The sequence below is a fragment of the Chitinophaga sp. Hz27 genome, assembly GCF_042263525.1.
GTDB lineage: Bacteria > Bacteroidota > Bacteroidia > Chitinophagales > Chitinophagaceae > Chitinophaga.
In genome coordinates this window covers 54,741-81,442 of record NZ_JBHKFJ010000005.1, presented here as the reverse complement: position 1 = coordinate 81,442, position 26,702 = coordinate 54,741, and the positions used below count along the sequence as shown (strand labels likewise).

Annotated in this window: 15 protein-coding genes; 9 read left to right on the top strand and 6 right to left on the bottom strand. The window is 44.2% G+C overall.

Going from position 1 to position 26,702, the window contains the following annotated elements:
* Nucleotides 1–87 precede the first annotated feature (87 nt).
* From ACE38W_RS12425 to ACE38W_RS12415, 3 genes are all read right to left on the bottom strand, one after another.
* A complete protein-coding gene (locus tag ACE38W_RS12425; protein WP_375831273.1) occupies nt 88–7,122 on the bottom strand; it encodes a fibronectin type III domain-containing protein in 7,035 nt (2,344 codons plus the stop codon).
* Between the two features lie 380 nt (nt 7,123–7,502).
* Nucleotides 7,503–8,684 (bottom strand): glycosyltransferase family 2 protein, encoded by a 1,182-nt coding sequence (locus ACE38W_RS12420; RefSeq protein WP_375831272.1) that lies wholly within the window; start codon nt 8,682–8,684, stop codon nt 7,503–7,505.
* A 10-nt stretch (nt 8,685–8,694) separates the two neighbouring features.
* Nucleotides 8,695–9,942: a glycosyltransferase family 39 protein gene (locus ACE38W_RS12415; protein ID WP_375831270.1), complete on the bottom strand. Its 1,248-nt coding sequence runs from the start codon at nt 9,940–9,942 to the stop codon at nt 8,695–8,697.
* 422 nt (nt 9,943–10,364) lie between these two features.
* On the opposite strand from ACE38W_RS12415, the gene ACE38W_RS12410 reads away from it, so the two are divergent.
* The 7 genes from ACE38W_RS12410 to ACE38W_RS12380 are packed head-to-tail and all read left to right on the top strand — an operon-like array spanning nt 10,365 to nt 17,879.
* On the top strand, nt 10,365–10,754 hold the full coding sequence (locus tag ACE38W_RS12410) for a response regulator (protein ID WP_375831268.1): 390 nt from the start codon (nt 10,365–10,367) through the stop codon (nt 10,752–10,754).
* Between the two features lie 33 nt (nt 10,755–10,787).
* Nucleotides 10,788–11,945 (top strand): sugar transferase, encoded by a 1,158-nt coding sequence (locus ACE38W_RS12405; RefSeq protein WP_375831266.1) that lies wholly within the window; start codon nt 10,788–10,790, stop codon nt 11,943–11,945.
* Nucleotides 11,946–11,947: 2 nt separating this feature from the next.
* A complete protein-coding gene (locus tag ACE38W_RS12400; RefSeq protein ID WP_375831264.1) occupies nt 11,948–13,174 on the top strand; it encodes a glycosyltransferase in 1,227 nt (408 codons plus the stop codon).
* Nucleotides 13,164–14,084 carry a glycosyltransferase family 2 protein gene (locus tag ACE38W_RS12395; RefSeq protein ID WP_375831263.1) on the top strand — a complete coding sequence of 307 codons (921 nt, stop codon included), beginning with the start codon at nt 13,164–13,166 and terminating at the stop codon, nt 14,082–14,084. The genes ACE38W_RS12400 and ACE38W_RS12395 overlap by 11 nt, the downstream gene beginning before the upstream one ends.
* Nucleotides 14,072–15,973, top strand: a complete 1,902-nt coding sequence (gene asnB, locus ACE38W_RS12390; RefSeq protein WP_375831261.1) for an asparagine synthase (glutamine-hydrolyzing) — start codon at nt 14,072–14,074, stop codon at nt 15,971–15,973. The genes ACE38W_RS12395 and asnB overlap by 13 nt, the downstream gene beginning before the upstream one ends.
* Nucleotides 15,974–15,978: 5 nt before the next feature.
* Nucleotides 15,979–17,121, top strand: a complete 1,143-nt coding sequence (locus tag ACE38W_RS12385; RefSeq protein ID WP_375831259.1) for a glycosyltransferase family 4 protein — start codon at nt 15,979–15,981, stop codon at nt 17,119–17,121.
* 23 nt (nt 17,122–17,144) lie between these two features.
* Nucleotides 17,145–17,879 carry a class I SAM-dependent methyltransferase gene (locus ACE38W_RS12380; RefSeq protein ID WP_375831257.1) on the top strand — a complete coding sequence of 245 codons (735 nt, stop codon included), beginning with the start codon at nt 17,145–17,147 and terminating at the stop codon, nt 17,877–17,879.
* An 88-nt stretch (nt 17,880–17,967) separates the two neighbouring features.
* Here the strand turns inward: ACE38W_RS12380 and ACE38W_RS12375 are convergent, their stop codons facing one another.
* Both ACE38W_RS12375 and ACE38W_RS12370 read right to left on the bottom strand, forming a co-directional pair.
* Nucleotides 17,968–18,822: a beta-1,6-N-acetylglucosaminyltransferase gene (locus tag ACE38W_RS12375; protein WP_375831255.1), complete on the bottom strand. Its 855-nt coding sequence runs from the start codon at nt 18,820–18,822 to the stop codon at nt 17,968–17,970.
* A gap of 7 nt (nt 18,823–18,829) precedes the next feature.
* Nucleotides 18,830–20,173: a lipopolysaccharide biosynthesis protein gene (locus ACE38W_RS12370; RefSeq protein WP_375831253.1), complete on the bottom strand. Its 1,344-nt coding sequence runs from the start codon at nt 20,171–20,173 to the stop codon at nt 18,830–18,832.
* A gap of 412 nt (nt 20,174–20,585) precedes the next feature.
* Here ACE38W_RS12370 and ACE38W_RS12365 point away from each other — a divergent pair, with 412 nt between their 5' ends.
* The gene (locus tag ACE38W_RS12365) at nt 20,586–23,633 is read left to right on the top strand and encodes a choice-of-anchor Q domain-containing protein (RefSeq protein WP_375831252.1); all 3,048 of its coding nucleotides are present in this window, start codon (nt 20,586–20,588) and stop codon (nt 23,631–23,633) included.
* Between the two features lie 35 nt (nt 23,634–23,668).
* On the opposite strand, the gene ACE38W_RS12360 is transcribed toward ACE38W_RS12365, so the two are convergent.
* Nucleotides 23,669–24,877 carry a glycosyltransferase gene (locus ACE38W_RS12360; RefSeq protein WP_375831249.1) on the bottom strand — a complete coding sequence of 403 codons (1,209 nt, stop codon included), beginning with the start codon at nt 24,875–24,877 and terminating at the stop codon, nt 23,669–23,671.
* 197 nt (nt 24,878–25,074) lie between these two features.
* Between ACE38W_RS12360 and ACE38W_RS12355 the strand changes: the two genes are divergently transcribed.
* Nucleotides 25,075–26,607: a GNAT family N-acetyltransferase gene (locus ACE38W_RS12355; RefSeq protein WP_375831247.1), complete on the top strand. Its 1,533-nt coding sequence runs from the start codon at nt 25,075–25,077 to the stop codon at nt 26,605–26,607.
* Nucleotides 26,608–26,702: the final 95 nt, after the last annotated feature.

The window sequence follows — 26,702 nt, the reverse complement described above, 5'->3', positions numbered from 1 at the left end:
ATAGTTTGACTTTACGCATTCATTTATCCGGAAAAAGAGATGCGGTTGGAACAGCATCTCTTTTTACCGGGATTGAATGATCTTATTTTATTGTTTGATCGCGCGTATCACGGTTGATTTACGCTGATCATCGGTTAACCTGATGAGATAATATCCAGGTACAGTGATTTTATTTCCTGTATATACTCTAAGTGTTGAAGCTCCTTCCGGTACGGTCGACAGCATTTCTTTGTACATAAGGTGACCATTCAGATCAAATATTTCCATATACACTGAAGAACTGCGTTTCATGGTCATATTGATATTGATTTGTTCACCAAACGGATTCGGGAAGGCGGTCACGTTGCTGAATACCTCAGAAGCATTTGCCGCTGCTGATTTAGTGATGGCATCCGGGCTGTAAGCGACTACATTCTGCTGTATTGTCTGGAGTGAGCCAGGAACGGAAGGCAGTAATGTAGGAGAGTAACCCTGGATCACCAGTGCCGCCATCAATCCAAATGTTGCTTGCGGACCAGTTTCTACTTCGAGTTTGATTTCGCCGTTCTGGTCTGGCATTACATTGTAGATGGTAGCAGTGGCGTTGGTATTCTGGTTGGCATTCAGCCAGGTTACCTGTTTACCATTGGCAATGAATCTTGTTTCCAGTCGCATGTTATCTGCAGCACTGTTGAACACAGTCAGGTTATATGCCAGTCCTTGGTTCAGACCAGTAATCTTCATGGCTGCTTTCGCACCTGCGAAGAGTACAAAGTTTTCGGTCATCACTGCATCTGGATATACACCGCTGTTATTGCCGGTATTCATACCTGCGAGGCCGTATACGCCGGTAAAGTTCTGGGTGATGGTAATGCCCATACCTGTTACGTTACCATTGTCGTCTTTCAGGTTGCTGATGAGGGTACCAAGGGCGGGGCGTCTGTTGGTATTGTTCCAAGGAGCGCCGGCGCTGGAAGTATCAGTAAGATTTACATAAACATTTACCGCATAGGTAGTTGTAGTGGCGGTGGCGCTAAAGTCGCTGAATACGCCGCTTTTCACTGCCCTAATATGATAGATATATTGTGTGTTTGGTTGAACGAGAGAATCCGTATAGGCGGTTACGTTAGGTAACGTTGTTGCCTGCAGAACGTCCGTACCACCACTGCCTGTTTTTCTCCAGATCTGGAAGCCGGTTTCATTGGCACTGCGGTCTGCCCAGGTCACTGCAACTTTTTTGCTGTTTTGAGCGATGGCACGTACGCTACCAGGGCTCATTACTGCCACCGTTTGCGGATATGCTTCTACCACGATGGCATTCAGTCGGCTTACAATTGCATTGGAAGGCTTGGTGATGCTGATCGTTACCTGACCATTTACAGGTGCGATATTGTTGAGTTGTACAGTTTTAGCGATGTTATATGCAGCATTTGAAGTTACCGTAGTACCGTTGATGGTAAAGTTGGTAGTAGCGTCATATCCAAAGCTTTGGCTGTTGAAGAATACAAAGTTGTAGCGCAGGTTATTATCCAGGCCACCGACAACAATATTTTGCGTGCCTGTGTTGAGATACCAGCCTTTGTAGAGAACTGTATCTGGGTAGATGCCCACGTTTTGTCCGGTATTCATACCCATATAATCAGTCCATCCATCCCAACCGCTTTGCAGCTGTAAGGTCATGCCGTTAGCCACATTGTTTTCATCAACTACAGTAGCAGTGCCCGGGATGCCAATGCCATTGCCATTGGAAGGTAGACCCATGATATTGTTCCATGGTGCCGGCGCTGGTTTATCTATTGCAATATTGAAATAGGTCTGTGTGGTATTACGATCTGAAACAAAGAGTCTGAATGACTTGCTGCTACTGCCATCATGGTTATCATTTGCCGTGATGGTGATGGCGTAAGAACCTGTATTATCCGCAGTAGGAGCGAAGTTCAGTACACCAGTGCCGTTGCCATTATCAGTAAAGGTGCCAAAGGAAGGCAGACCTGCCACAGCAAGTGTGATCTGATCGGCCGGATCATCAGTGGCGCTCACATTCACAGCCTGGGTAGCCAGTGATTTCATCTTCACATCTGCAATATCTGCTAACACTGGTTTTTTGTTTGGCAGGGAGATGCTGGTAATATTTGAGAAGAGCGAGCCACCCAGACTATTAACAGCGCGGACTTTATAGTAATACTTGTGATTTCCCAGCGCGGAAATATCATTGTAACTGGTTGCATCTTGCGGTGCAGTGGCCAGCAACGTGAATGAAATACTGTCTTCACTACGGAAAATCTGGTAGTTCAGCTCATTGTAAGCTACATCAACCCAATTCAGCACGGCAGTATCGTTTACCACCTGACCAGTGAGGTTCTTAGGTGCAGCTGGGGATTTGCCATCATCAAAATAATAATCCAGTTCTACAGCGCTGATATAACCGATCGGAGACCATGCCGGACGATATGCATACGCCGTAGTAGTACCATCTGCATTGGCTTTGAGGTTAGTCAGGTTAGCGAGTTTGGTAGTATTATTTTGTTGATTGATGGAATCCAGCTGGTTACCTGCTTTGTAATAGGTAACACCATTGTTGCCACCAGGAACATCGGCCCAGATACTTCCTGAATAGAAGCGGATATTGTATTGTTTAACTGTATCTAAGCCTGAGAAGATGACTGGAATGGTATCGGGAATACCATACATACCAAAGAACATATAATCTTTCATCACGGCATCAGGCACAACACCACTATTATTTCCCGTGTTTGGACCGGCATTGGCCAGCCAGAAGGTTGGTGTTACAAAGTTGATACCTATCGCTGTCTGTTCTCCTTTATCATTTTTCAGGTTATTATTCTGTTGAACGTTTGTCATGTTCCAAGGAGCAGGAGAAGCGCCCAACTGAGTAACATCGAGGAATATTTTTCCGTTAGGATTTACCTTATTAACAATCAAGTTGAATGTCTGGAAGTCGGTACCACCTTTGTTATCGGTGATCTGCACTTTTATGGTATAATTACCTGCATCAATAAAGCCCGGATGTACAGTGGCAGTACAATTGAGGCCATTGCCGGCAAGGGTAATAAATGAAGGCAGGTTGACGCCTGTCCAGGTGTAAGTATCATTTGCATCCTGATCGGTAGCATGCAGGGTAAGTTGTTGTGTACCTCCTTCATTCATAGTAACCGCTGGGATGCTGGCTAATACAGGCGGATAATTATTATTGATGATGAGGTCAAAGCGCGCAGTATCGCTTGCGCCATGTGTATCCGTCACCATTACTACGTTATTGAGGTAGGTTCCTTGTTTGCTGCTATCCGTAGCTACATTGAGGTAAGGGCCGTTAGGACTATTTACCAATGTAATGAAATCAGGCAAGTTAAGGAAAGAGAAGGTAAGGGCATCACCATCAGGATCAGTGGCACTGATCGGGATCTGGATCACGTTATCGAAGCGGATGGTTCTGCTAACGATAGGATCTATTTTAGGCGGATTATTAGGTGTGGTTGCATTGGTAATGTTTGACCATGCAGATGTTCCTGTAATATTTACCGCCCAGAGTTTATAATAATAAGTAGAGTTGGAGAATACGCTGGTGTCCAGGTAAGTGCCTTGTAAGCCAGTGTTGGCGAGGGTGTCCAGCGTTGTCAGGAACCTGAAGTTGGTGGTGTCGTTTACAGAACGATACAGCTCAAATTTATCTTCGTTATTAGCGTTGTCTTTCCAAGTCAGTTGAATATTTTTTCCTGCGTTTACAGCTGCCAGTTGTGAAGGCGCCTGTGGTGCTGCAGGTAATGGACCGGTGATGGTGGTATTGATCGGGAAGGTCAGATTTTTTAGCTGGGTAACTTCTGAATCTACCAATGCCTGATCAATGATCATCATATTATCTACCAGACCTGTGAATGGTACTTGCGTAGATGAGCTGCTATTGTCGGAAAATGCCGTGGCAGATTGTGAAGTGCTGCTGTTTTTACCAAGGAATGCATTTTCTGATGCTGGCAGAATAGTAGAGCTGGTACTTGTGGAGCTGCTGCTTAGTACGCCATTTACATATACTTTCAGCTTATTGTTTGTTCCTTTATTGAATACAAGTGCAACGTGTACCCAGCTGCCAGTGGCAATATTTTGGGTAGTTGCAATTGATACTCTGTTGCTGTTTGCAGCAACAGCGCCTTCTATTTTATTACCATTTAAACGAATGCACAAACCATTGCTGCTATTTCCAATATCAACGATATATTGTTTATTGGAAACAGAGGAAGCTTTGATCCACATAGAAATAGTGCGGGCATTTACAGTATCGCGGAGGAAGGTGTTGGTAGATGTTCCTCCGATGCTGATATAAGAATTGGTATTGCCGGCAAAAGAGGCAGATTTATTACTTCCTACGCCATCAGCGGCCCAGGTAACACCTGTAGCACTGCCGTTGTTAGCAAAGTAGCTGCTGTCTGCCGCGTTCCCATTAAGTTTCCACCATGCCCTGATAGGGTAGCTGTTAGCCATTCCGGAAGTGCCATAAGTATTTACAGCGCCTACACGATAATAGTAACGGGTAGCAGGAGATACGGTGTTGTCATTAAAGGTGGTAATGGCCGCACCGGTTCTGCCGATGATATTGAACGCGCCATTTTGTGTGGTGGCACGGTATACCTCAAATCCACTTTCATTTGTGCTGTTATCGATCCAGTTGAGGTTTATACTCTTATAGCCGCTGGCTACAGCATTGATAGCAGAAGGGGCTGCAGGAGCAGTACCGCCAGGGGTAACCGTTTCTGTATAATAAGATGGGTCAATGTTGGTAAAGCTGCTGAAACCTGCGGCTGAACTCTTCCACTGTAATGTCATCACCTGTCCGCCGCCTGCCTGGAAGAATACTAACGTAAATGGATATACGCCAGCAGTCAGGTTTACAGTGCTACTTGCTACACCCTGACTGCCATGAAGGCCATCGTTGTTGATAGTAGAAGTACCGCTATAGTTATAACCGATATTGAAGAAGAATTTACTTCCATCATCGGAGGTGGCCTGGAATTGATAGTTACCACTTACTGGTATCCTGATATAACCTGTCCAGCGCATGGCATAGTTAACGGTGCTTGGCGCAACGCTAAGGTCAATATTAGCGCTGAAGCCGGATAGATCTGGTGAGATACTACCGAAATCAGGTAGTACGGAAATCGTACTCGGCATCGCATAATAATCCCATCTCAGCCCATTGATTTTAGCTACTGCGCTGAGCTGTGCGCTAGGCACGGAGCTGTTTCCAGCCAGATCTCTGGCAATTACATAAATGCTGTAGGTCTGGAGAGGCGTGAGGCCGTATAATACAACATTACGTGTAGCCGAATCCGTTGTATACGCTTTTACGCCATTGACATAAATATCATAAGCTGCGATGCCTACATCATCCGTAGAGGCATCCCAGGCAACAGGAATGGAGGTGCGGCTTGTTGCGCCATTCAGACGAAGGTTAGCAGGTGCAGAAGGCGGATTGGTATCTGCAATGGTCACACCTTTTACTTCGGAAGAAACGGGACCGGCAGCACTGTTGTTTACCGGACGTATAACGTAATAGTAGTTGGTATTAGGAAGCAGGCCATTATCAGTATAGGTGGTAATGTCTGCATTTACTTTTGCAACAAGGGTATAAGGGCCGCCAGACTGTGTTCCACGATACACCTCGAAGAATGTTTCGTTATACTGCGGATTGTCTTTCTGAATCCAGTCGAGGCGAAGCTGCGTTTTTGATACAGGCGTTGCCGTTAGCGCACGGATGCCGTCAGGGGCGCCAGGGCCGTTAGCATTGATAATATTAAAGGGAGCAGTAGGGTTGCTGGAGCAGCCATATTGTTCCGTAACCATTGCGGTGTACGCCCCGGATGTGCTGGTGGTAAACACACTGTCAGTAGATACCACTGCGCCGGAAGCGTCCATCCATTTGTATTGTACATAGCCTTGTGGCAAACGCAGGGATACGGTCGTTTTGCCATCAGGAGCAGGGATTACGTTGGATGCCAGTCCTACGGTAGTAATAGGCGGTGTAACAGTAGGTGCTTTAATTTTAATCACCAGTGGATTTGGCGACCATTCAGACCAGGTAGCACCGTTATCTCTTGAAACACGTACTGCGTAAGTACCCAGAGAGGTAACATTGATTTGATTACCGGTAGCAGTATCTATTACTACATTATTGCGGCTCCATTGATAATTGGTGAATCCTCTTGCGATACCTACAGTAAGGTTGATAGGATCGCCATTACAGAATTCGGACCTGCCGCCCAGCGGCCACGGAGTCAATATATGCGCCCTGTTCATGGTAGGGAAGAAGTCTGCTTCTGCCCAGGCATGATACCAGGTGTCGTGCGCCACATTTGGATAAAGGGTATATCTCATATTTCCGCCAGCGGCCATCACTGCATTGTATTGCTGTGTGGCAGTCCATTCGGTAGGGCCGCCATCGAGCGCGCCCTGGAATAACCATACCGGCGTAAATTTATATTGGTCAATAACAGCGGGTTGCGCAAGCCCGGAAGCCGCACTACTCATTGGCAATGCAGAAGCAACATAAGATGGATAATCCAGCATGAAATCCCAGGTGGCGCCGCCACCGGAAGAAAGACCATTGTCAATAATACGGTTAAGATCCGCTTTATTATTGACAGCCATATAATCAAGAATTTCCTTTACCCTGCTGAATTCCCAGGTAGTCCAGAATCCACTGCTACTCTGAGGATAAATGAGGTAACCATCGAAAGTGCCTGCAGTTACGGCATTGGAGAATATATATCCTCCATGGTACAGTTGATATTCGTTGTCCTGAATAGGGCCGGCTTCTCCTTTACCATGAAAGAAGAGGAATACAGGATATTTTTTCCCGTCGGCCACGCCTTTTTTGTAAGATTTTGGAAACTGCACACGAAAGGCCAAACCTTTGTAAATGTAGGCTTTCAGCGAATCTGAACGCCAACCATATGGCATATCGTTATGTCTATCGGTGCTAATCCATTTTCCAATCACACCATCCGCTGGCTGGGCTGGAATAGTACCCGTGTAACGGACAATAGGATCGTTGGGGTCAATGACGCTCTGTGCATTTGCCACTCCAAAAGAAAGCAGCATGACACAAAACAATAGTTGTAGAATTTTTTGCATAGCATTCATGTTTATGAACAGGGACAGTGAATTGCGACTGTAACCAAAAATTATCCATGTATAACCACGCATAGCGATATACATGAAGCACATGAATTTCAGAGGAGATGGCAAAAATTGATGCAGGAAAGGATTAGAAATCCAATACCAGAGTTGGCTTTAACGAAGGATAAGGTGTATTATAAGAGGTTGTATTACTGGGGTACCTTAGCATGGAAACAATCACTGTTGTGTTGAATTTTCATTGCTGGTATATCCGGTATCGGCCGCTAATTTACTGTGCCCGTTTCAAATGGTACACTAAATTAGGTAAACGATTATTTTTTGTTAGGGAACGTATTGATTGAGCGGGTGAATGTAAACACTGTAAGTACAAAGGATTACAAACTCACTGAGCGCTGCGCGCGTTCCCAAACTGCTGATTGTTTGCCGCGTACATAGCGTGTGAAGCCATTATATACGGCAACATTCATGAATACGAAATAAAATGGTATATAAAAGTATTTGATCTTCATCTGGTGCTGTGCCATCAAAAAACCCGTATAGGCGGCACCGTAGAAAAACAGCTGCATGACAAATAACACCGTATACGTATAACCGCCACCGTTAAACACGATAACTACATTACTAAGCAACAATAACAGCAAGCATAATGGGGCCAGTGTCCATCGTAATACCCGGTGTGATACATACTGCCAGGTGATTTTAGGATACATGAAAATATTGAACAGTGGTGCTAACCGTGCCATCGACTGAAACCCGCCTGCAGCAATCCTCACTTTACGTTTATACTCTTCCGTTAGTGATGAAGATGGTGATTCCATCGCGAAGGCCTTTGGCTCATATAATACTTTATACCCTAGTTTATTAATATTAAAAGAGATGATGAAATCATCCAGTATGGTATCTTCCGGAATAGCGCTATAAAGACTGGTGCGAATCGCCAGCAGTTCACCGGCGGCGCCCATCACGCTGTAAAGCTCAGCATCCCACTGTTTCAGCTTCGACTCATATTTCCAATACATGCCTTCTCCATGGCCTTCTGTGCCACTGTCCTGCTGCGCGATCACTTTTTTCTCTCCTGCCACTGCGCCAGTATTGCTGTGTGCAAAATGTTTTACCAGCTCTCTTACCGCTGATGGATTTAATAAAGTATTGGCATCTGAAAAAATTACTACTTCAGTATCTACCGTTGTCATAGCCCTATTGATGGCAGCGGTTTTGCCATTGCGCTGCGGCTGAAACAGCAGCGATATACCCTCATACTTACTAATGATAGCATTTGTATTATCTGTACTGCCATCTGTTACAAATACGATCTTCATCTTGTCACGGGGATAATCTAGTTCCAGGGTATTGGCAATTTTCAAATGAATGAATGCACTCTCGTTATAAGCCGCCACCATAAAGGTTACCGGTGGTTCATATAGTGTATCCGTTACCGTTGGTTTTACAAACAAGCGCTTCACCCGCAATACCAGGTACAGTACTATGCCATAACCCAGGTAACTGTAAAAGATGATTCCGAGACTAAGCAAACAAATCGCTTTCCAGCTATTCATATATTATTTACTATCTAAACAAAAAATAAGTTTCTAATGATAACAGGCCTATACCCATGCCTACAGCAAAACGTACGATTTTGGCATAATTTATTTTGTCATACGGCACTAGCACCAACAGTAGAAATGGCGCTGCCTGTGCCACATACCTGGAGCTAAACAGGTGCGTGACAGCGAAGCTGGTAGCCAGCATGAGCATTCCACAGCATAAGAGAAAACAAAACACAGGATTCTCCCTGTTCTCCCATAAACGATATACAGAACAGCCGATAAAATAAATGGCAATGGTTCCCAGCAGGGGAGAGATCAGGTAGGGATATATATCTAATATAACGGTTGGTAAGATGCGTGCCAGCACTTCACTCATCGGCGCGAAAGTATAGTCCAGCACAATGATGTTCAGTAGCAGCAATAGTATATAGGAAACGCAACAGGACAATAAAATTTTCTTGTTGATGATGAACCACCGGGGAGCTATTATAATCGTTACCATGGCCCCATATGCGAATGACAAGATGCCGTGCCATACACTGAACCCACCAGCATTGATTACAGCCTGTTTTGGAGGCATTAATCCTTTCCAGGTGATAAATAATGGTAAGGATATCACTAACGCACCTACGGAGAACAGGATCACTATTATCCAGCGCATACGATTTTTAGGAGCATCTATTAATATGGATGCTGCGGCAGGGATCATGATAAGAAAAGGAGAACGCCCTATAATAGCAATGCCACAGGTAACACCTGCAAATATTGCAAATAGTATGCTTTTATTTTTGTTGTTGGGAGATGATTGTACTGCTGTTATAAAGCACCAGGCAGATAGCATAGAAAACAATACCGGCGGTATTTCCGTGAGGGCCATACCTGATACCTGCCATATCATGGGTACGGCAATGATATTAAGTGCCGCCAGCAGGGTGTCAGACAGTGGCAAATGATAGATGTTGCGAATAATATGTGTAAGGATCCACGTTATTATACCTAAAAATACGGTGTTGACTAAACGAATACCTGGTGTCTGCCAATGGGTTAGAAAATATAAAGGATAATGTATTAGTTGATAGAGTGGGCCAGGTGCCTGATCATTCATTTCCAGCAGGAATTTTTTTGAAAGTCCTGCTGCATCAAATAAATAGAGATTACGTACAAACAAGGGTTCATCGAACAGGGGGGCCTGGTGATGTAGTATTGTAATCAGCAACAGTAGCAGGTATCCGCCGATACCCAGGATAAATAGTAGTCTTCTTTCCATGTACGCGATTCAGGGATTTGGGATGGCAGTTGGCATCTGGATGTGTTTTGGGAGTGTAAAAGTATCAATCAATATCAGTATTTCAAAATGTAAGGCTTTATAAAATTATTAATATCAGAAGTAAATTTGCACTTACGTTCAAATTTTATGCATTCACCGGAAAAAAATTACTCTTTACCAAAAAAATACTTCGTAAATTATAAAGAAGTATAATTTTACGCTCAATCTGAATCGCCTGGTTGTGGCATAATTGATTACAACCTATGACCCTGAGATGCCTCATCGTATCTTTGCAAATATCCTCCAGAGAAACCACCTGATAATCTGATATTTTCGACCACATCCCATAAAAAGCCTTCATGGTTTCACGCCTCTATTGGCGCTATCCATGCTAACATTAAAAAAATAAACCAGAAGGTGGAATGAAAAAGAAAGTATTAATAATAGATGATAGTTTACCAATAAGATTTCTGCTGGAAGCAATCTTCAGCAAAAATTATCATGTTGTATCGGCACAGGATGGCCTGGTGGCTATGTCCTGGTTATCTAAAGGAAACACCCCAGACCTCATCATCACCGATTTACAAATGCCAAATATTGATGGTCATGAACTGATACAGTTCCTGTCGTCCAGTAACTTATATAGAGATATCCCTGTAGTGGTACTTTCTGCATGCAACGATGCTGATACTACTGCAGCCGTAAATCAGCACCATAATGTACATGCTTTTTTCAGCAAACCTTTCGATCCTATCCAACTGTCAGCATCTGTATCTGATATTCTGAATGATCAACTGGTAGCTGCCGGCTGAAATACCGGATTGTTTAACGCCAAATAATTTATAATGGGAACGACTACACCTGAATTAACGCCTGCTTTGCCCCTGAAACCAGCGCACGAGAAAACGGAAACTGCTGTGATTCGTCAATTAAGCCCTGAAAAAATTGTCATCTTCGTAGGCAATACCTACCTGGATGTGAGAGATACGCCTGGCAATTACAAATTCCTGGTAGTACAGGATATAAATGCCGCACAGGCTTCTATTTCAGAAGTCCTCAACGTATATCGTAAAATACCTGCAGTCATCATCTACCGTTTTAATAGTAAATACGAGCAGGAATGCGAACAATGGGAACAGTACTTCAACGATAATCAGGTACTGCGCTCTATTCCTTTCTTCATGTACTCCGAACAGGTTTCTGAACAACTGAAATCTTTTGCCAGAAAATACAGGTTTATAGATGAAGTAATCACCCGTGATTGCCTCATGCATACACTGGAAAAGAAAATAACTTTTGTCAGCAAATTTAAATACCTGAGCGTTATCACGCGTCAGGAAAATACTGAGCCCAATAAAAAGCTCACCAAAAGCAAACGCACTCCAGGTGCTGTTATCAAGCGTTTGACGGATATACTCCTTGCCAGCATGGCACTCGTACTGGCGTCACCGTTATTACTCATCATCGCGGTGGCTATACGTATGGAGTCCAAAGGTCCCATCTTTTACGCTGCCAAAAGAGCTGGTAAAAATTACCGCATCTTCAAATTCTACAAATTCAGGACCATGGTACCTGATGCTGATAAAAAATTAAAACAACTCTCTCACCTTAATCAATACAGTAACGAACAAGGTGGTACTGTTTTTTATAAAGTAACCAACGACCCCCGCATCACCAAGCTGGGTGCCTTTCTGCGCAATACCAGCTTGGACGAGATCCCTCAGCTGCTGAACGTAATTAAAGGTGATATGTCACTGGTAGGTAACCGCCCGCTGCCACTTTATGAGGCTGCTGCACTTACCACAGACGAATGGTCACAACGTTTCAATGCCCCTGCCGGCATCACTGGACTCTGGCAGATAAGCAAGAGAGGAAACAAAGATATGTCGACAGAAGAAAGAATTGGTCTGGATATCAGCTATGCCAACAAACACACCTTTGGCTATGATATGTGGATCATGATGAATACCCCATTTGCACTTGTGCAAAAAGAAAACGTATAGTAATGCTTGTTGTAGAAATTGTTGTGTTTTTGTTCCCGGCGCTGTGTATCTTATATAATCTCTATTTCTGCCTGGCTGCCAGCCTCAAAAAAAGGAATAAGATATCAGCGGGGAATCCGGAAGCGTATAGTCGGATCGCTATACTGGTACCGGCTTACAAGGAAGACGCTATCATCCTTGCTACGGTCGCCAACTACGAAAAACTCCGTTATCCGCGATCGTCTTTTGACATAGTAGTAATAGCAGATTCTTTGCAACCCGCTACCTTACAGGCACTGGCAGAAACCAGTGCCGTTGTGGTTAAAGTGAGTTTCGAAAAAAGTACCAAAGTGCGCGCACTGAATGCGGCCTTTCAACAGCTGGATAATAGCTATGAAATGGCCCTCATCTGTGATGCAGACAACCTCCTGGATGCTGATTTCCTGTTAAAAATCAATCATGCATTCCTGCAGGGACATATGGCCATACAAACAAGACGGGTTGCTAAAAACATCGATACGCCTTTTGCTATCCTGGATACAGCTAATGAAATAATTTCCAATCACCTGTATCGGAAAGGAAGTTGTGCTTTGGGGCTGTCATCCTCCCTCATCGGCTCTGGGATGGCTTTTCAGTATCAGCTCATAAAAACAGCCATGCTGGAAATTGATGCGATAGGTGGATTTGATAAAGTGCTGCAATTGCTGATGGCAGAAGGAGAGGTCTTTAAAAAAGCAGGTTTAAAGCCGCAGCCAATCTATTACCTGGAAGAAGCACTCGTATTCGACGAAAAGGTTGACAACGCAGCAGCGTTCACCAACCAGCGTAGAAGATGGCTTTCCAGCCAGTATAAATATCTGTTTAAATACTGGCGCAAAGGATGGGCCGCACTCAAAACCGGCAACATGGACTATTTCAACCTGTTCGTTTGCCAGAACATGATGCCGCCACGTATGCTGTTACTAACGTTTGTAACGTTAATGCCTATACTCTATTTCTTTTTACAGCGATACCTATTTATCCCTTACTGGTACTGGCTGATACTATGGGCGATTAATGCACTGACGCTACTACTGCCAATACCAAGGCTCTTCTATTCGAAGTATTTCCTGAAAGGAATAATAAGCCTGCCAAGAGCAATAGGTATTATGCTGGCTTTGACATTCAAACTGAAAGGTGCGGACAATACCTTTATTCATACCAGTCATTCTAAAACAACTGTAGACAACCCTTTACTGGATGCCGAATAACATACATACGCCACTGGTTTCCATCATTACCGTCAACTATAATAATAGCGCGGTAACCGTAGCATTGCTGGAATCCATCGCTTCCAACGATTATAAAAACCTGGAAGTGATCGTGGTAGATAATGCATCAGTGGAAGATCCAACCACATTATTTACGGATGCATACCCTGCGGCAAAGGTCATTAGAAGTGCTGCCAATAGAGGATTTGCAGGCGGTAATAATATAGGGATTCAGGCTGCAAAAGGGGATTTCTTATTTCTTGTAAATAATGATACTGCTTTTACACAAGGTCTGATACCCGGACTGCTGGCCATTTTTGAGCAACATACTGATGTTGGTATCGTCAGTCCTAAGTTCCATTATTTCTTCCATCCAGGTATTATTGAATACGCGGGATATAGACAGGTAGATGTTTTTACCGGAAGAAACAGCATGATTGGTTGTAAGGAAGAAGACAAAGGACAGTATAATACAGGCGGCACAACGGCCTATGCACATGGTGGTGCAATGATGATGAAACGCTCCGTGCTGGAGGAAGTAGGGCTCATGCCTGAGATTTATTTTCTGTATTACGAAGAATTTGATTGGTGCGAAATGTTCAGACGTAAAGGCTATCGCATTTACTACGAACCGGCTTCGCTCATCTACCATAAAGAATCAATGACCACAGGTAAAAACAGCGTGCTGAAAACATATTATCTCACCCGCAACCGCATACTCTTTATGCGTCGTAATGTAAGATGGTACCAACTCAGCTTGTTTCTGCTGTTCTTTGCTTTTGTGACCATTCCCAAAAATACGCTTCGCTATTTGCTGAAACGTGAAAAAGATCACCTCCGCGCTTTTTGGAAAGGGGTGATCTGGAATATTAAAAACTTAAATCTAAATAAGGAATCATGTGCGGTATAGCTGGTTTTGTAGATTTTTCGAGGCAGACAGGTACACAGATCCTGCAGAATATGACGGACGCGCTCATTCACCGCGGACCCGATGATGCAGGCTATGAAGTATTTCTACCTAAAGTTGCCACCGTTGGCCTGGGCCAGCGCAGACTCGCGATCCTTGACCTTTCTGCATCCGGCCATCAGCCGATGCATTACGGCCCTTATACACTTATTTACAATGGAGAAATTTATAACTATAAAGAAGTCAGACAAGAACTGATCAGCGCTGGTTATAAGTTCTATTCGGGTTCTGATACGGAAGTACTCCTGAAAGGTTTCCATTACTGGCAAGAAAAAGTGCTGGACAAATGCATAGGCATGTTTGCCTTTGCCTTGTATGATGAACAGAGAGAAGAAATAATTATAGGAAGAGACAGAGCTGGTGTGAAGCCCTTGTATTACAACTGGGACAATAACCTGCTGTTGTTTGCATCTGAGCTGAAAAGCTTTCATCATCATCCACAGTTTAAAAACGATATTGATACAAACAGTTTATCCCTGTTCCTTCAATACAGTTATATTCCCGCTCCCTATACCATTTTTAAGAATACCTGGAAATTATTGCCAGGTCATCTCCTGAAATTGCAGCTGGCTACACGCACACTCACCACACATGAGTATTGGAATGTACTGGATGCTTATCGCCAGCCACTGACGGGCCTTTCGGAGTCGGAGATCATTGATGAAACAGAAAAACTCATGCATAGTGCTTATCGCTATCGCATGGTGGCGGATGTGCCGGTAGGTGTTTTCCTGAGTGGGGGTTATGATAGCTCCAGTGTAGCAGCGATACTGCAGGCTGAAAGTACCAATAAAATCAAAACGTTTACCATTGGCTATAAAGAAGCCCAATGGGACGAGTCTAAAGAGGCGGCAGCTATCGCAAAACACCTGGGAACGGACCACAACGAATGGATCATCGGTCCGGAAGATGCAGCTGAAATTCTGCACAACCTTCCCGAAGTTTATGATGAACCATTTGCTGATAATAGCACCGTGCCCACTACTTTGGTGAGTCGCCTCGCCAGTAAACAAGTGAAAGTGGCGCTCAGCGCAGATGGTGGCGATGAGATCTTTGCAGGCTATGGTAAATTCAGGCAGTCCCTCAAATATACCAATGGTATCCCTGCGCCGTTGCAATTCTTGCTAAGCAAAACAATGGATTTAATCAACCCTGACCTAATACCTTACTTCAACAAGCAATATAATTTTTCTACACGTTATGAAAAGATGAAGCTGATATGGCAAAGCGGGAAGCCGGAAGCGGCCCTGAAATATATCAGCCAACACCTTACTGATACTGAATTGAAGCAGTACCTGCAACATACTCCAGACAGGTACAAGACAGCTTTTGACCTGAACGGCGAACTACAAAATGTAAATGATCCCCTGAACAAATTGTTGGCCATGGATTATAAAACATTCCTGGTCGATAACAATCTCACAAAAGTAGACCGCGCAACAATGTCGGTCAGCATAGAAGGTAGAGAGCCTATGCTGGATCACCGACTGGTGGAATTTCTTGCTAAGGTTCCACAATCCCTTAAAACGAAAGATGGTGTTAACAAATATATACTGAAGACGATCGTTCACCGATACATCCCTGCCTCGCTCATGGACAGGCCCAAAAAGCCTTTCATCGCGCCATTGCAGGTATGGTTCAGAGACGCACTGAGTGAACAAATGAGATATTATCTCTCGCCTGAAAAATTAGCGCAGTCTGGTTTGTTAAACGCTGCTAGTATACAACCATTGTTAAACTGCTATTTAAGAGGCGAAAAGGTAAACCACCAGAAGCTCTGGAATATGTTGGTATTTCAGCTGTGGTTTAGCCGCTGGATCGCCCCGCTGTAACTAAGATGATGCACTTAAACAGGAAAATCAGGGTACTGCAGACTATCCACCAGGGAAAGGTGGGAGGAGGCGAACGACATGTGCTGGATCTTGTAAGTACTATTGATACCTCCAGATTCGAACCTATTGTTTTGTCCTTTACGGAAGGTCCGATGGTAGATACCCTTCGGATGATGCAGATACCTGTATTTGTAATCCCCACAGAGCGCCCATTCGATTTTCGTATATGGGGTGCCGTGAAAAGATTATTAAAAGAACAACGTATTGACATGGTCCATGTACATGGTTCCAGAGCTAATACAAATATTTTATGGATCGCGCGCTCACTGGGCTTGCCGGTAGTTTATACCGTGCATGGATGGTCGTTTCATAATGAACTGCCCTTCTGGAACCGCAAGGCAAGGATCTTTGCAGAGAAACTTATCACCAGACGCACAGGTATAAACATTACTGTTTCCGAATCTAACCGGCAAACAGGTATGCAGGTAATCCAAGGCTTCCGATCTGTTGTAATAAGGAATGGCGTTAATCTTAACTGCTTCACGCCAGACATAGATGCAGACCATGTCAGAGAACAGTATGGCTTTACGCCAGGTGATATTGTTGTTGGATTTATTGTCAGAATGACAATTCAAAAAGATCCATTAGGCATGATCCGCGCATTTGCGGCGGCGCATGAGCTGCAACCATCACTTAAACTATTGATGGTGGGTGAAGGCCCACTCAAATCAGAAGTGATGGAACTATCTGCCAGACTAGGTCTGCAGCAGGCTGTTGTGTTTGATGATTTCAGGCAGGATATTCCTCGCATACTGAAAGCAATAGATATTTATTGTCTTCCTTCACTGTGGGAAGGATTTCCAATAGGCGTGCTGGAAGCTATGGCTATGGGAAAAGCCATCATCGCTACAGATGTGGATGGCACCCGTGAAGCCCTGGACGATAACATCAGTGGCATATTGATACCACCACGAAACACGGCTGTACTCAGCGCCACCTTATTGAAACTGGCTAATGATCCAGCTTTGCGCTGCCGACTCGCAAACGCAGCGCTACAACGCGCAAAAGCAGAACATAGCATCACCGCCATGACCACTAAAATTGAAGAGGTTTACAAAGATCTCTTTTATAAACTGGTACGTCACTGAATTTATAATACCGAAATACACTCATGAAAATTAGAAATCCACATTCCAGATTCGATATCAGTGCTAAAAAAACAGACCGCGTGCTGGAAGTAGGAGGCGGCCATAATCCGCATCCGCGTTCGAATGTAGTGGTAGATAAATATGCAGATGATAATACACACCGCAGCGGTGATATCAAAGTGCTGCGCAACCAGGAATTTATCAGTGCAGATGGAGAACACCTGCCATTTGAAGACAAATCATTCGATTACGTAATCTGCAACCATGTACTGGAACATGTAGATAATCCACATGCTTTCCTGCAAGAGCAATTCCGTGTAGCAAAAAGAGGATACCTGGAAGTGCCGTCCTTATTGGGAGAACATCTCTACCCAAAAAAATCACACAGATGGGTACTCCTCGAAATAGATAATAAACTAGTGATGGTAGATAAAGACAATATCAATTTCCCACAACAATTTGATTTTGGTGAGCTATTCCAGGCCTACCTGCCGAAAAATTCTATCGGCTATAAAATAATGGAACGTACACACGCTAACCTGCATACCGTACGCATAGAGTGGGAGGGAAGTTTCGATTATGTCATCAATCCTTCAGAAGAAACATTACTGAAATATTTTCGTGAACCCTGGAGTGAAAATATGGTGTATCAACAGTTTCCCAAAAGGTCTATGGGAGCAGAACTAATAGAAGCCGGTAAGGCTTTCGGTGATATCTGTAAAAGTATCGTGAAGTCTAAAGTATTAAAGCGTCATTAAGCAATCGTCATATCTATCCCAATGCCGGGACTGACAGAAAAGTGATAGCACTTTTAGTCAGTCCCTTTTTTATCTGCGGATAATTATTTTATCTTATTGCATCTTCCAACAGCGCATCTACTTTATTCAAAATGTTGGGATGAATGTTTGTATCAAACTTACGCGCAAAGAATTTTCCTGAAGCAATCATATTCGGTAAGTCGCCAGGGCCAAGGACTTTAGGGGAAGCCTGCCTTGCAGACCAATCTATATATCTCAAATTATCTCTTACTACTTTCTTACTCCATTCCGGATTGTTCATGATGATGGTATGGAAAATGAATTCATCTGATCCCCAGGTATATCTGAAATATTTTATGAAAGAAGGTTGCTCCTCCAGGAATTCCTTACAGAAACGCAGACAATCTTCACTTAGGCTCCACCACTGCGAGCCGCCGGTAAACGTGAAGTTCATCGGGCATTTCCTGGAAGGCATAATGCGATTGATCCAGCGTGTAAGAAAATATTTTCCCTTAAACTGAATGTCTTCAAAATGATAGCGATCCAGTTTACTAATGGTGGCTGCTACTTCTTTCTCTGGCATAATATCCAGGAATTCGTTGCCTTGGTGAATAGTGAAGAAATCAACGATTTCATGAATAGGACGCAATGGATAATCAAGGCCGCTGAGCAGGGAAATATTAAGGTACTTACGGCGGCTGCCAAGTACAACGTCCAGACTATTGAGTGTGGCCTTTACCATACTAAAACCTGCCCAATGTACTTTGATGCGGCCTGGGATAAAATATACTTGTGGCAGCTGTGCCGCTTCTGTAAAGGCAAGCGTGTCCGCCCTGGCATCGAGGTGAACATAACAATCTACTCGGGGATGCGACAAGCGGCGCAAGAGTTGTAATAGTTGTTCGGGGTTTTTGTGTGCTAGAATAATAAATGCGATACGCATGACTTAATTAATTTTTTTTGACCAGTTGTAGTTTGGCAGGTAGTTTCTCCAATAGCAGTGTACAAGATGCCCAGCCTTCTTTTAGTATATCCTTCAACGATAGTTGCAGCTGCTTTTTCAGGAAATAATAACCAAAGGCTACTCCTGCCAGCAGGTTGAGGAAAGACACGGCTGCTACTGCTCTCAGGTCCATAAACATCCAGATGAAGACCAGGTCTCCGATCACGTTGATGCTGACTTTCAGCAGGTTCTTGTAAAAATTCAGTTGTGGCTTGTTGATCATGTCCAGTGTGACGCCAATAAACCGGTCAATCGGATAAAGAATAGCGGAGAATAGAAATATCAGTACGATGGGAGTGGCACCCAGGTAATTTTTTTTAGCCAGAATAATAATCAGCGGTTGTACGAAAATAATTAGCCCGATAATAAAAGGGAGGATGAGGAAGGTTACCGCGCCGGTATAGCGGCAGAAAGCTTTGGAGACTGCGGGCCAGTCGTTGCGGTTAACGGCTGCGGATAAAGTAGGCTGCGCAGTGGCCACAAAACTGCGCAGGATGATCTCTATCACTTCCATGAATTTCTGCGGAATGCTATAAATCGCTACCGCAGCAGGATTGATCATGGTGCGTATGAAAAAGTTATCAGAGTAGGGGATAAAGCCAGAGGTGACCATGCTGCCTACTATCAGTCGCCCATATACGAAAAGCGCTTTTACCTGCTCTTTTTTTCTGAACCAGATAGTGTTTAAAGATGTCCACCGCTGCAGCATGCAATACAGGCTGGCAGCGCCTAAAGCAAAGGCATATGCGTAAAGAATCAGTGTAATACGTGCGTTGCCGCTAAAGTGAAGGATGATCAGGAGTAATAAAAAGGTACTGTTTTGCAGCAGCCTGATATGAACGATTTTGTCAAACTGATGCCTGGCCTGCAATAGCCAGCTGGCGAAATTAAATGGTAAAGATAGTACCAGCAATAAACTAAGGTGTAGCAGGAAGAACTGCCAGGTGCCATTGAAGTAATGCCAGCCAATGGCCAACACGCCAGCATTTAATATCAGAAAGATAAGTGTCAGTGCTACTGCAACATACCAGGCAGCACCACATACTGATCTGGCGGTAGTTTCGTCGGTGCCGGCATAGAATTTTATCAGCCCGGATTGAAGGAGGGCCGTTCTGATCTGGTCCAGTACATTATAGGTGGCTATAAACATTACCCACTCGCCAAATGCGGATTCAGGAAGAATCCTGACCAGTATGGCAAAGGATAAAACATTAAAGAAAGCAGAAATCACATTACCCAGCAACGACTGAATATGATTATTCCTGAAAACTGACAACAGCCTGAAACCCATAGTACGATTTATGTTTCAGATCCGATACCTCATAGCATAGGCAACGCAGATCCACGATAATAAATAATTACATGGCTTTTAGCAGGATATAGTCAGAGAAGGTTAATGTGGACTTTTAACAAACATGACCTGGGGCATAGTTCCCGTGAAGGTTGTCCATCCACGATTTTGCCCACAAGATAATACTTTTTTTTATAAATAGATGATTTTAATATCTAATAATATTAAATGATAATATGTTGATCATCTGTACTATAAACATATTAAAAATTTATGCTTTATTATTTGTTGGTATATATATGAAAAAAAATTACTATTTGTTGAGAGAAATGTTTTTAATTTGTAACATCTGAATGATTGACGAACGCTTAAATCATCGAACATATCTGGGAAAAACTTTACCATTCTTACTATGGACAACCTCAATAGTTTCAATAAGAGATTGAAAATTGTGACGGGGATCTGGATACTAACAATAGTGCTATGCACTGGCAGGCTATATGGCCAACAGGGCGCCCTAACCCCTCGTGTTACAGGCTTCAATAACCCCGCAGGACTGCTGGAATCTTTACCACAGGACTATGCAACCTCCAATACAAAATATCCGTTGCTAATATTTTGTCATGGCCTCGATGAAGAAGGCAATGGTACCACAGATATTATGCGCGTAATCGCTAATGGACCGCCCAAACTGATTAGTCAGGGCAAATGGCCAGCTACGTTTACAGTAAATAATAATACCTTCTCCTTCGTAGTATTGTGCCCACAGTTTCATGGAATCGCTTCTGTCAGCGACATAGATTCAATAATAGATTACGCGAAGGCACATTACCGCCTCGATACCAATAAAATATATCTCACAGGCCTTAGTCGAGGCGGCGGTGAAACCTGGGGATATGCTACCGCACAGAATTACGCGGCTAACCGACTTGCAGCCATCGTTCCTATTGCCGGTGCCTATGATCCCGGCACCCTAAGAACCCCGCTTCCTGCCACTGCTGTAATAGCAGCCTCCAATAACTTACCTATCTGGGCCTTGCACAACTCCGGCGACGGTACCGTGCCCGTTTCCTACTCGCAAAACTGGCAAGCCCTGATCAATGCATACGTTCCTGCCTGCGATCCGCAGGTAAAACTCACTGTATTCAATGCCAACGGACATGACGCATGGTCCAAAGCTTATGATCCCGCTTATCGTGAAAACGGAATGAACGTTTATGAATGGATGTTACAATACAGTAAAGATAAACGACGAACTGTGGTAACTCCTCCAACCACTACACCTCCGGTTACTACGCCAACGAATAAACGCGTGGTGTTGAAAACCAATTACGGATCTGACCCTACTTTCTATTACCCGGATGCCATGAACCAGCTAGGTCTCGTACCCGGCGATACCATCTGTATCCCCGCAGGCGACTATATGGATATGAACCTTGCCTGGCTTAAAGGAACTGCTGAAAAACCCATTGTTATTATCAACTGTGGCGGCCTGGTACGTTTCGGCGTAGGCAGCAAAGGAAACCAGTGGGGCTCTGTCGTACAAATCGAAAACAGTAAGTTCGTAGAATTCACCGGCACCGGCGACCCCGGCCTCGAATATGGCTTCGATATCAAAGGAAGTAACCTTCGTAATGAACCCATGTTTGCCATGTATTGGACTTACGGCAGCTCCGATTTCGATGTACATAATGTCTATATCCATGATGCAGGCATGTTCATCGTAGCCAAAACTACCATGGACTGCGGCGCACCCCAATATTGGGAAGCCAACTATGTCATGAAAAACTGTAAATTCCACCATATCAAAGGCCGGACTTCCAGCAACGAAGGCTTTTATATCGGTAACTCCTGGTATATCGCAAAGCTGCCTTGCGGCGATAGTATCCGCTCTCATCACGTGGCAAATCTTCAGGTATACGACAACGACCTGCAAGACATGGGCAACGACGGTATCCAGGTTGGGATGGCCTATGATGGCAATAATATCATTCACCACAACCGCGTTGTCAACTACGGAAAAAACCATGATAATCCCAATAGTTATGGGATCATAATGAATCCAGGTACAAGGGTTGATGTATACAATAACCATATCGAAAATGGTTATGGAGATGCGCTCTGCTTCTTCGGCTCAGGCATCAGCAGAGCATATAATAATGTAGCCATCAATATCAATGCAGGCGGTTTCCTGGTGGCAGACAGGCCCGTCTTTGAACCAGTATCGGCATGGGTCTATAATAATACATTCGTTAATGTATTGAGAGGCGGCACAGTTTATGACTGTGGTGGTGTACCCGGCCATAAAATTATTAACAACGTAATCGTACAGCCACAAGGCGCAGGAGCTGATAAGCCTTATCCTGGTTTCTATATATGGAATACTGATTGCACCATTAAATATGAGTTCTCACATAATCCATTTTATACAAAGGCAGATGATGTGAAATTTGTAAATGCTGCCGCACAGGATTATCACCTGCAATCCACATCGCCGCTGATAGATTCTGGCACCAACGTCTCCCAGACTTTAAACCTGGGCATCGATTTCGATGGCGTGACCAGGCCGCAAGGAAATGGTATTGATATTGGAGCCTATGAATATCATAGTACTACCACTAACCAGCCACCGCAGGTATACGCAGGCGCGGATGTTATCCTGACTTTGCCCGCCAACTCCACCCAGCTAGATGGTTCGGCTACCATGGACCCGGACGGCACGATAGCTTCTTATGCATGGTCGCAGGTAAGTGGCCCTAACGCAGCAACCATCTCATCTCCGGCAACGGCAAAAACAGTAGTCTCCGGATTGGTCAAAGGTGTATATGTGTTTAAGTTAACGGCTAAAGATAATGGAGGCTTGTCTGGTGCCGCAACTGTACAGGTAACCGTGCAGGATGCTGCAGCAGGACAACGCCCGCCCGTGGCTATCATCGGCGCTGATACCACTATCGTACTGCCGGTGAATAGTATCATACTGGATGGAACACCCAGTTATGATCAGGATGGTACTATAGCTACCTACGCCTGGACGCAGACCAGTGGCCCATCGGTAACCATCAGCTCCCCGGCTTCCGCTAAAGCTGGTGTGGCTAATATGCCACTAGGGACTTATACTTTTAAACTGGTGGTAACAGACAACGATGGATTATCCGGTACGGCCACCAAAAAAGTGAGCGTAATAGATACAAATGATAATAATTCTACCAACAATATCATCAGCCTCTATCCAAATCCTACCAGGGCAAAAGTACGGCTGGACCTGAAAAACCCTACTGTCAGGGCAATATGGGTAACCATTTATACCGTGAGCGGCGTCCGTGAATTCACATATGCGTACCCGTTAGGAGGGAACTTTTATATCGATCTGGATGTCAGCAGCCTGCCTAATGGTATCCATTTGATAGAAGTTTTAGGAGATACCAGTTTTAAATGGACGGGGCGACTGGTTAAATTCTGATGCTATTTATCAACTTGTTGATGGCCTGTCTCTACTCAATAGAGACGGGCCTTTTCATATAAATCAATCGCCTCGTAAATGCCGGCTACCGAGTTCTCCCAGGTATGCGATAAGGCAAAGGAACGGCGAATGGCCGCTCGCTCAGCATTGTTTTCTGCCAATGCCTGCATAGCCATTTCCATATATTCGTTGACGTTAGCAGCCAGGTACACATGTTCCCGGAACAGCTCCATCGTCGGTGTTGCCGTAGCCAACACCGGTTTGCCCATTGCCAGGTATTCATCTACCTTCAGCGGATAATTACCAACCGTCATATCATTCACCAGCTGAGGGTTCATGCACACGTCAAAATATTTTACATAACCGGATAATGCTGTCATCGCCTTTCTGCCTAAAAAATGAACATTAGGCAAACCATGCAATGCGGAATTTTTGAAATCCTCATCCTCCGGACCAACCAGCACAAAGTTCCAATCCGCCTGCCTGCGAGCCATCTCCGTCAATAGAGAAATGTCCAGCCTTAAACTGGTCAATGCACCTACATAGCCAAGGATAGGTTTATCAGCAGGCGGTAAGTCTGCCGGACGCGGAATCGTCAGCTCAGGATTAAAAAGTCCAAGCTCACAACCCTGACCTATATAATAACTGTTAGGGTTATACGATTTTAGCCGGTCTGCCAGGTATTTGGAATTGGCAACGCCTATATCTGCCTTTGCAATATGCAGTGGCTCGATCACTTGCCCGTGTTTGCGCCAGTAGTCCACCGCCAGCAGATAATCCCTGCTATAATAGATGTAAATATCTGGTTGAAGTAATTCTTTCAGATGATATCCCCGGAAGATATCATTGTCATTGAATAATATAATATCCTTGAAATTCAAAGATTTAACGGCAGCAGCAATAGCCGCAGCAAACCGACGGTTGTTTATTTTGTTAAAGATCCTGAACAGGTTGGTGGAAGGTAACCAATTGACGGATTCCATGACAGAAAGCGGATAGAGGTTCCACATATTGTCGCTAATCTGCACCAGGGAGTTGTCTTTCGCCTGCAGCCTTTCCTTGTGATGGAGGATGTTGGCATCTGACTTTTCCGTATAAATTGTTTTTCTGTCCAGCGGAACATTCACATACAAAACGCGGTTATGTTTGGAAAACTCCGTGGCAATGTTTTTACAGTTACTTCCAATAGGGGTATACCAGGGCTGAAGGCCAATGACAACTATGTCACGGTTTTGAACAGGCATAAGAAATGCTAATTAATCGTTGAAATAAGGGTCTGGTGTTTCGGAGGAAGGATGGGTAAAATTATTGGAAGCTGAAAGGTAGTGAAAATCTACGAAACTTTCAGTTACCGTTAAGGTGGCTGGAAACAGCCGCTATTGTGTGTCCGTATTTATCTGCCTAAAATAACTTAAATTAAGTATAGAATAATCATCCAGTTATGTCTGATATAGTAGAAATTCGAAATCTCACAGTGGAGGACTATTTCGATCTGAAGGAATCTATGGTTTCCGCTTACACCGATATGGTGGGTAGTTATTGGAGAGAACCAACGATTCGCAGACTGATCAACATTTTCCCCGAAGGACAGATAGCCGTTACCGTTAATGAGAAGGTAGTAGGTTGCGCGCTGTCGATTATTGTTGACTATAATAAGTTTGGAGATGACCATACTTATGAGCAGATCACCGGTTATTATACTTTTAATACTCATAACCCCAGAGGGGATGTGCTGTATGGTATCGAGGTGTTTGTGCATCCGGAATACCGTGGCCGGCGACTTGCACGGCGTTTGTATGATGCCCGAAAGAACCTCTGTGAGCAACTAAACCTGGAAGGGATCGTGGCAGGCGGCCGTATCCCAAACTATGAGAATTATGCAGACAAGCTTACGCCGCGGGAATATATCCGTAAAGTCCGGGACAAGGAGATCTATGATCCCACACTCACTTTCCAGTTTTCCAACGACTTCCAGGTCACGAAGATTTTGCGGAACTATCTGCCTAGTGATGAGGCCAGCAAAGGTTTTGCGACATTGCTGAAGTGGTATAACATTTACTATGAACCGGATAGGGACAATATCCGCTATACCAAATCCACCGTGCGTATAGGCCTGGTGCAATGGCAGATGCGGGATTATGGCAGCATGGAGGGCTTTTTGCAGCAGGTGGAATATTTTATTGATGCAGTAAGCGATTATGGGTCCGACTTCGTCGTGTTTCCTGAGCTATTCAATGCGCCGTTGATGGCAGAGTTTAACCAGCTGGACCCAGCAGGAGCCATTCGCGGAGTGGCGCGTTATACGGAGCAAATCCGCGAGGCAATGTTGGCGCATGCAGTTTCTTATAACGTAAATATAGTTTCCGGTAGCATGCCTATCGTTATCGATGAGCTGTTGTACAATATTTCGTATTTATGCCGCCGTGATGGTACCTATGAGCAATACTTGAAAATCCATCCAACACCTAGCGAAGTGCAGGCCTGGGGCATAAAGGGTGGTAGTGAGATCAAGGTTTTTGATACCGATTGTGGTAAGGTTGGTATTCAGATCTGTTATGATGTCGAGTTTCCGGAGCCTAGTCGAATACTGGCAGACCAGGGGATGCAGATACTTTTTGTACCTTTCATGACCGATACACAACATGCCTATAACCGGGTGCGTTTCTGTGCGCAGGCCAGAGCTATCGAAAATGAGTGTTATGTGGCTATCTCCGGATGCATTGGCAACCTGCCAAAAGTCAATAATATGGACTTGCAGTATGCACAAAGTTGTGTACTCACGCCATCCGATTTTCAGTTTCCGGTAACAGGTATTAAGGCTGATGCAACTCCCAATACAGAGATGGTAGTGATAGCGGATGTCGATCTGGTTTTGTTGAAAGAACTGCATACATTTGGCAGCGTTCAAACGCGAAAGGATATACGAAAAGACCTTTATGGGGTGGTAGACAAAAGTAAGAAGAAGGACGTGTAAGTGTTGAAGTTGTATTTGTATAAATAATTGATTATTAGGTAGATATCGTGTATTTGTTTGTGTGAAACTTTAAGAAGATATTGAACTTAGATAGA

Bases quoted from the DNA above. Each gene is read 5' to 3' on its own strand.
- asnB (WP_375831261.1), top strand. From the start codon at position 14,072: ATGTGCGGTATAGCTGGTTTTGTAGATTTTTCGAGGCAGACAGGTACA.
- ACE38W_RS12355 (WP_375831247.1), top strand. From the start codon at position 25,075: ATGTCTGATATAGTAGAAATTCGAAATCTCACAGTGGAGGACTATTTC.
- ACE38W_RS12375 (WP_375831255.1), bottom strand. From the start codon at position 18,822: ATGCGTATCGCATTTATTATTCTAGCACACAAAAACCCCGAACAACTA.
- ACE38W_RS12360 (WP_375831249.1), bottom strand. From the start codon at position 24,877: ATGCCTGTTCAAAACCGTGACATAGTTGTCATTGGCCTTCAGCCCTGG.
- ACE38W_RS12415 (WP_375831270.1), bottom strand. From the start codon at position 9,942: ATGGAAAGAAGACTACTATTTATCCTGGGTATCGGCGGATACCTGCTA.
- ACE38W_RS12370 (WP_375831253.1), bottom strand. From the start codon at position 20,173: ATGGGTTTCAGGCTGTTGTCAGTTTTCAGGAATAATCATATTCAGTCG.
- ACE38W_RS12425 (WP_375831273.1), bottom strand. From the start codon at position 7,122: ATGCAAAAAATTCTACAACTATTGTTTTGTGTCATGCTGCTTTCTTTT.
- ACE38W_RS12365 (WP_375831252.1), top strand. From the start codon at position 20,586: ATGGACAACCTCAATAGTTTCAATAAGAGATTGAAAATTGTGACGGGG.
- ACE38W_RS12385 (WP_375831259.1), top strand. From the start codon at position 15,979: ATGATGCACTTAAACAGGAAAATCAGGGTACTGCAGACTATCCACCAG.
- ACE38W_RS12380 (WP_375831257.1), top strand. From the start codon at position 17,145: ATGAAAATTAGAAATCCACATTCCAGATTCGATATCAGTGCTAAAAAA.
- ACE38W_RS12420 (WP_375831272.1), bottom strand. From the start codon at position 8,684: ATGAATAGCTGGAAAGCGATTTGTTTGCTTAGTCTCGGAATCATCTTT.
- ACE38W_RS12410 (WP_375831268.1), top strand. From the start codon at position 10,365: ATGAAAAAGAAAGTATTAATAATAGATGATAGTTTACCAATAAGATTT.
- ACE38W_RS12400 (WP_375831264.1), top strand. From the start codon at position 11,948: ATGCTTGTTGTAGAAATTGTTGTGTTTTTGTTCCCGGCGCTGTGTATC.
- ACE38W_RS12405 (WP_375831266.1), top strand. From the start codon at position 10,788: ATGGGAACGACTACACCTGAATTAACGCCTGCTTTGCCCCTGAAACCA.
- ACE38W_RS12395 (WP_375831263.1), top strand. From the start codon at position 13,164: ATGCCGAATAACATACATACGCCACTGGTTTCCATCATTACCGTCAAC.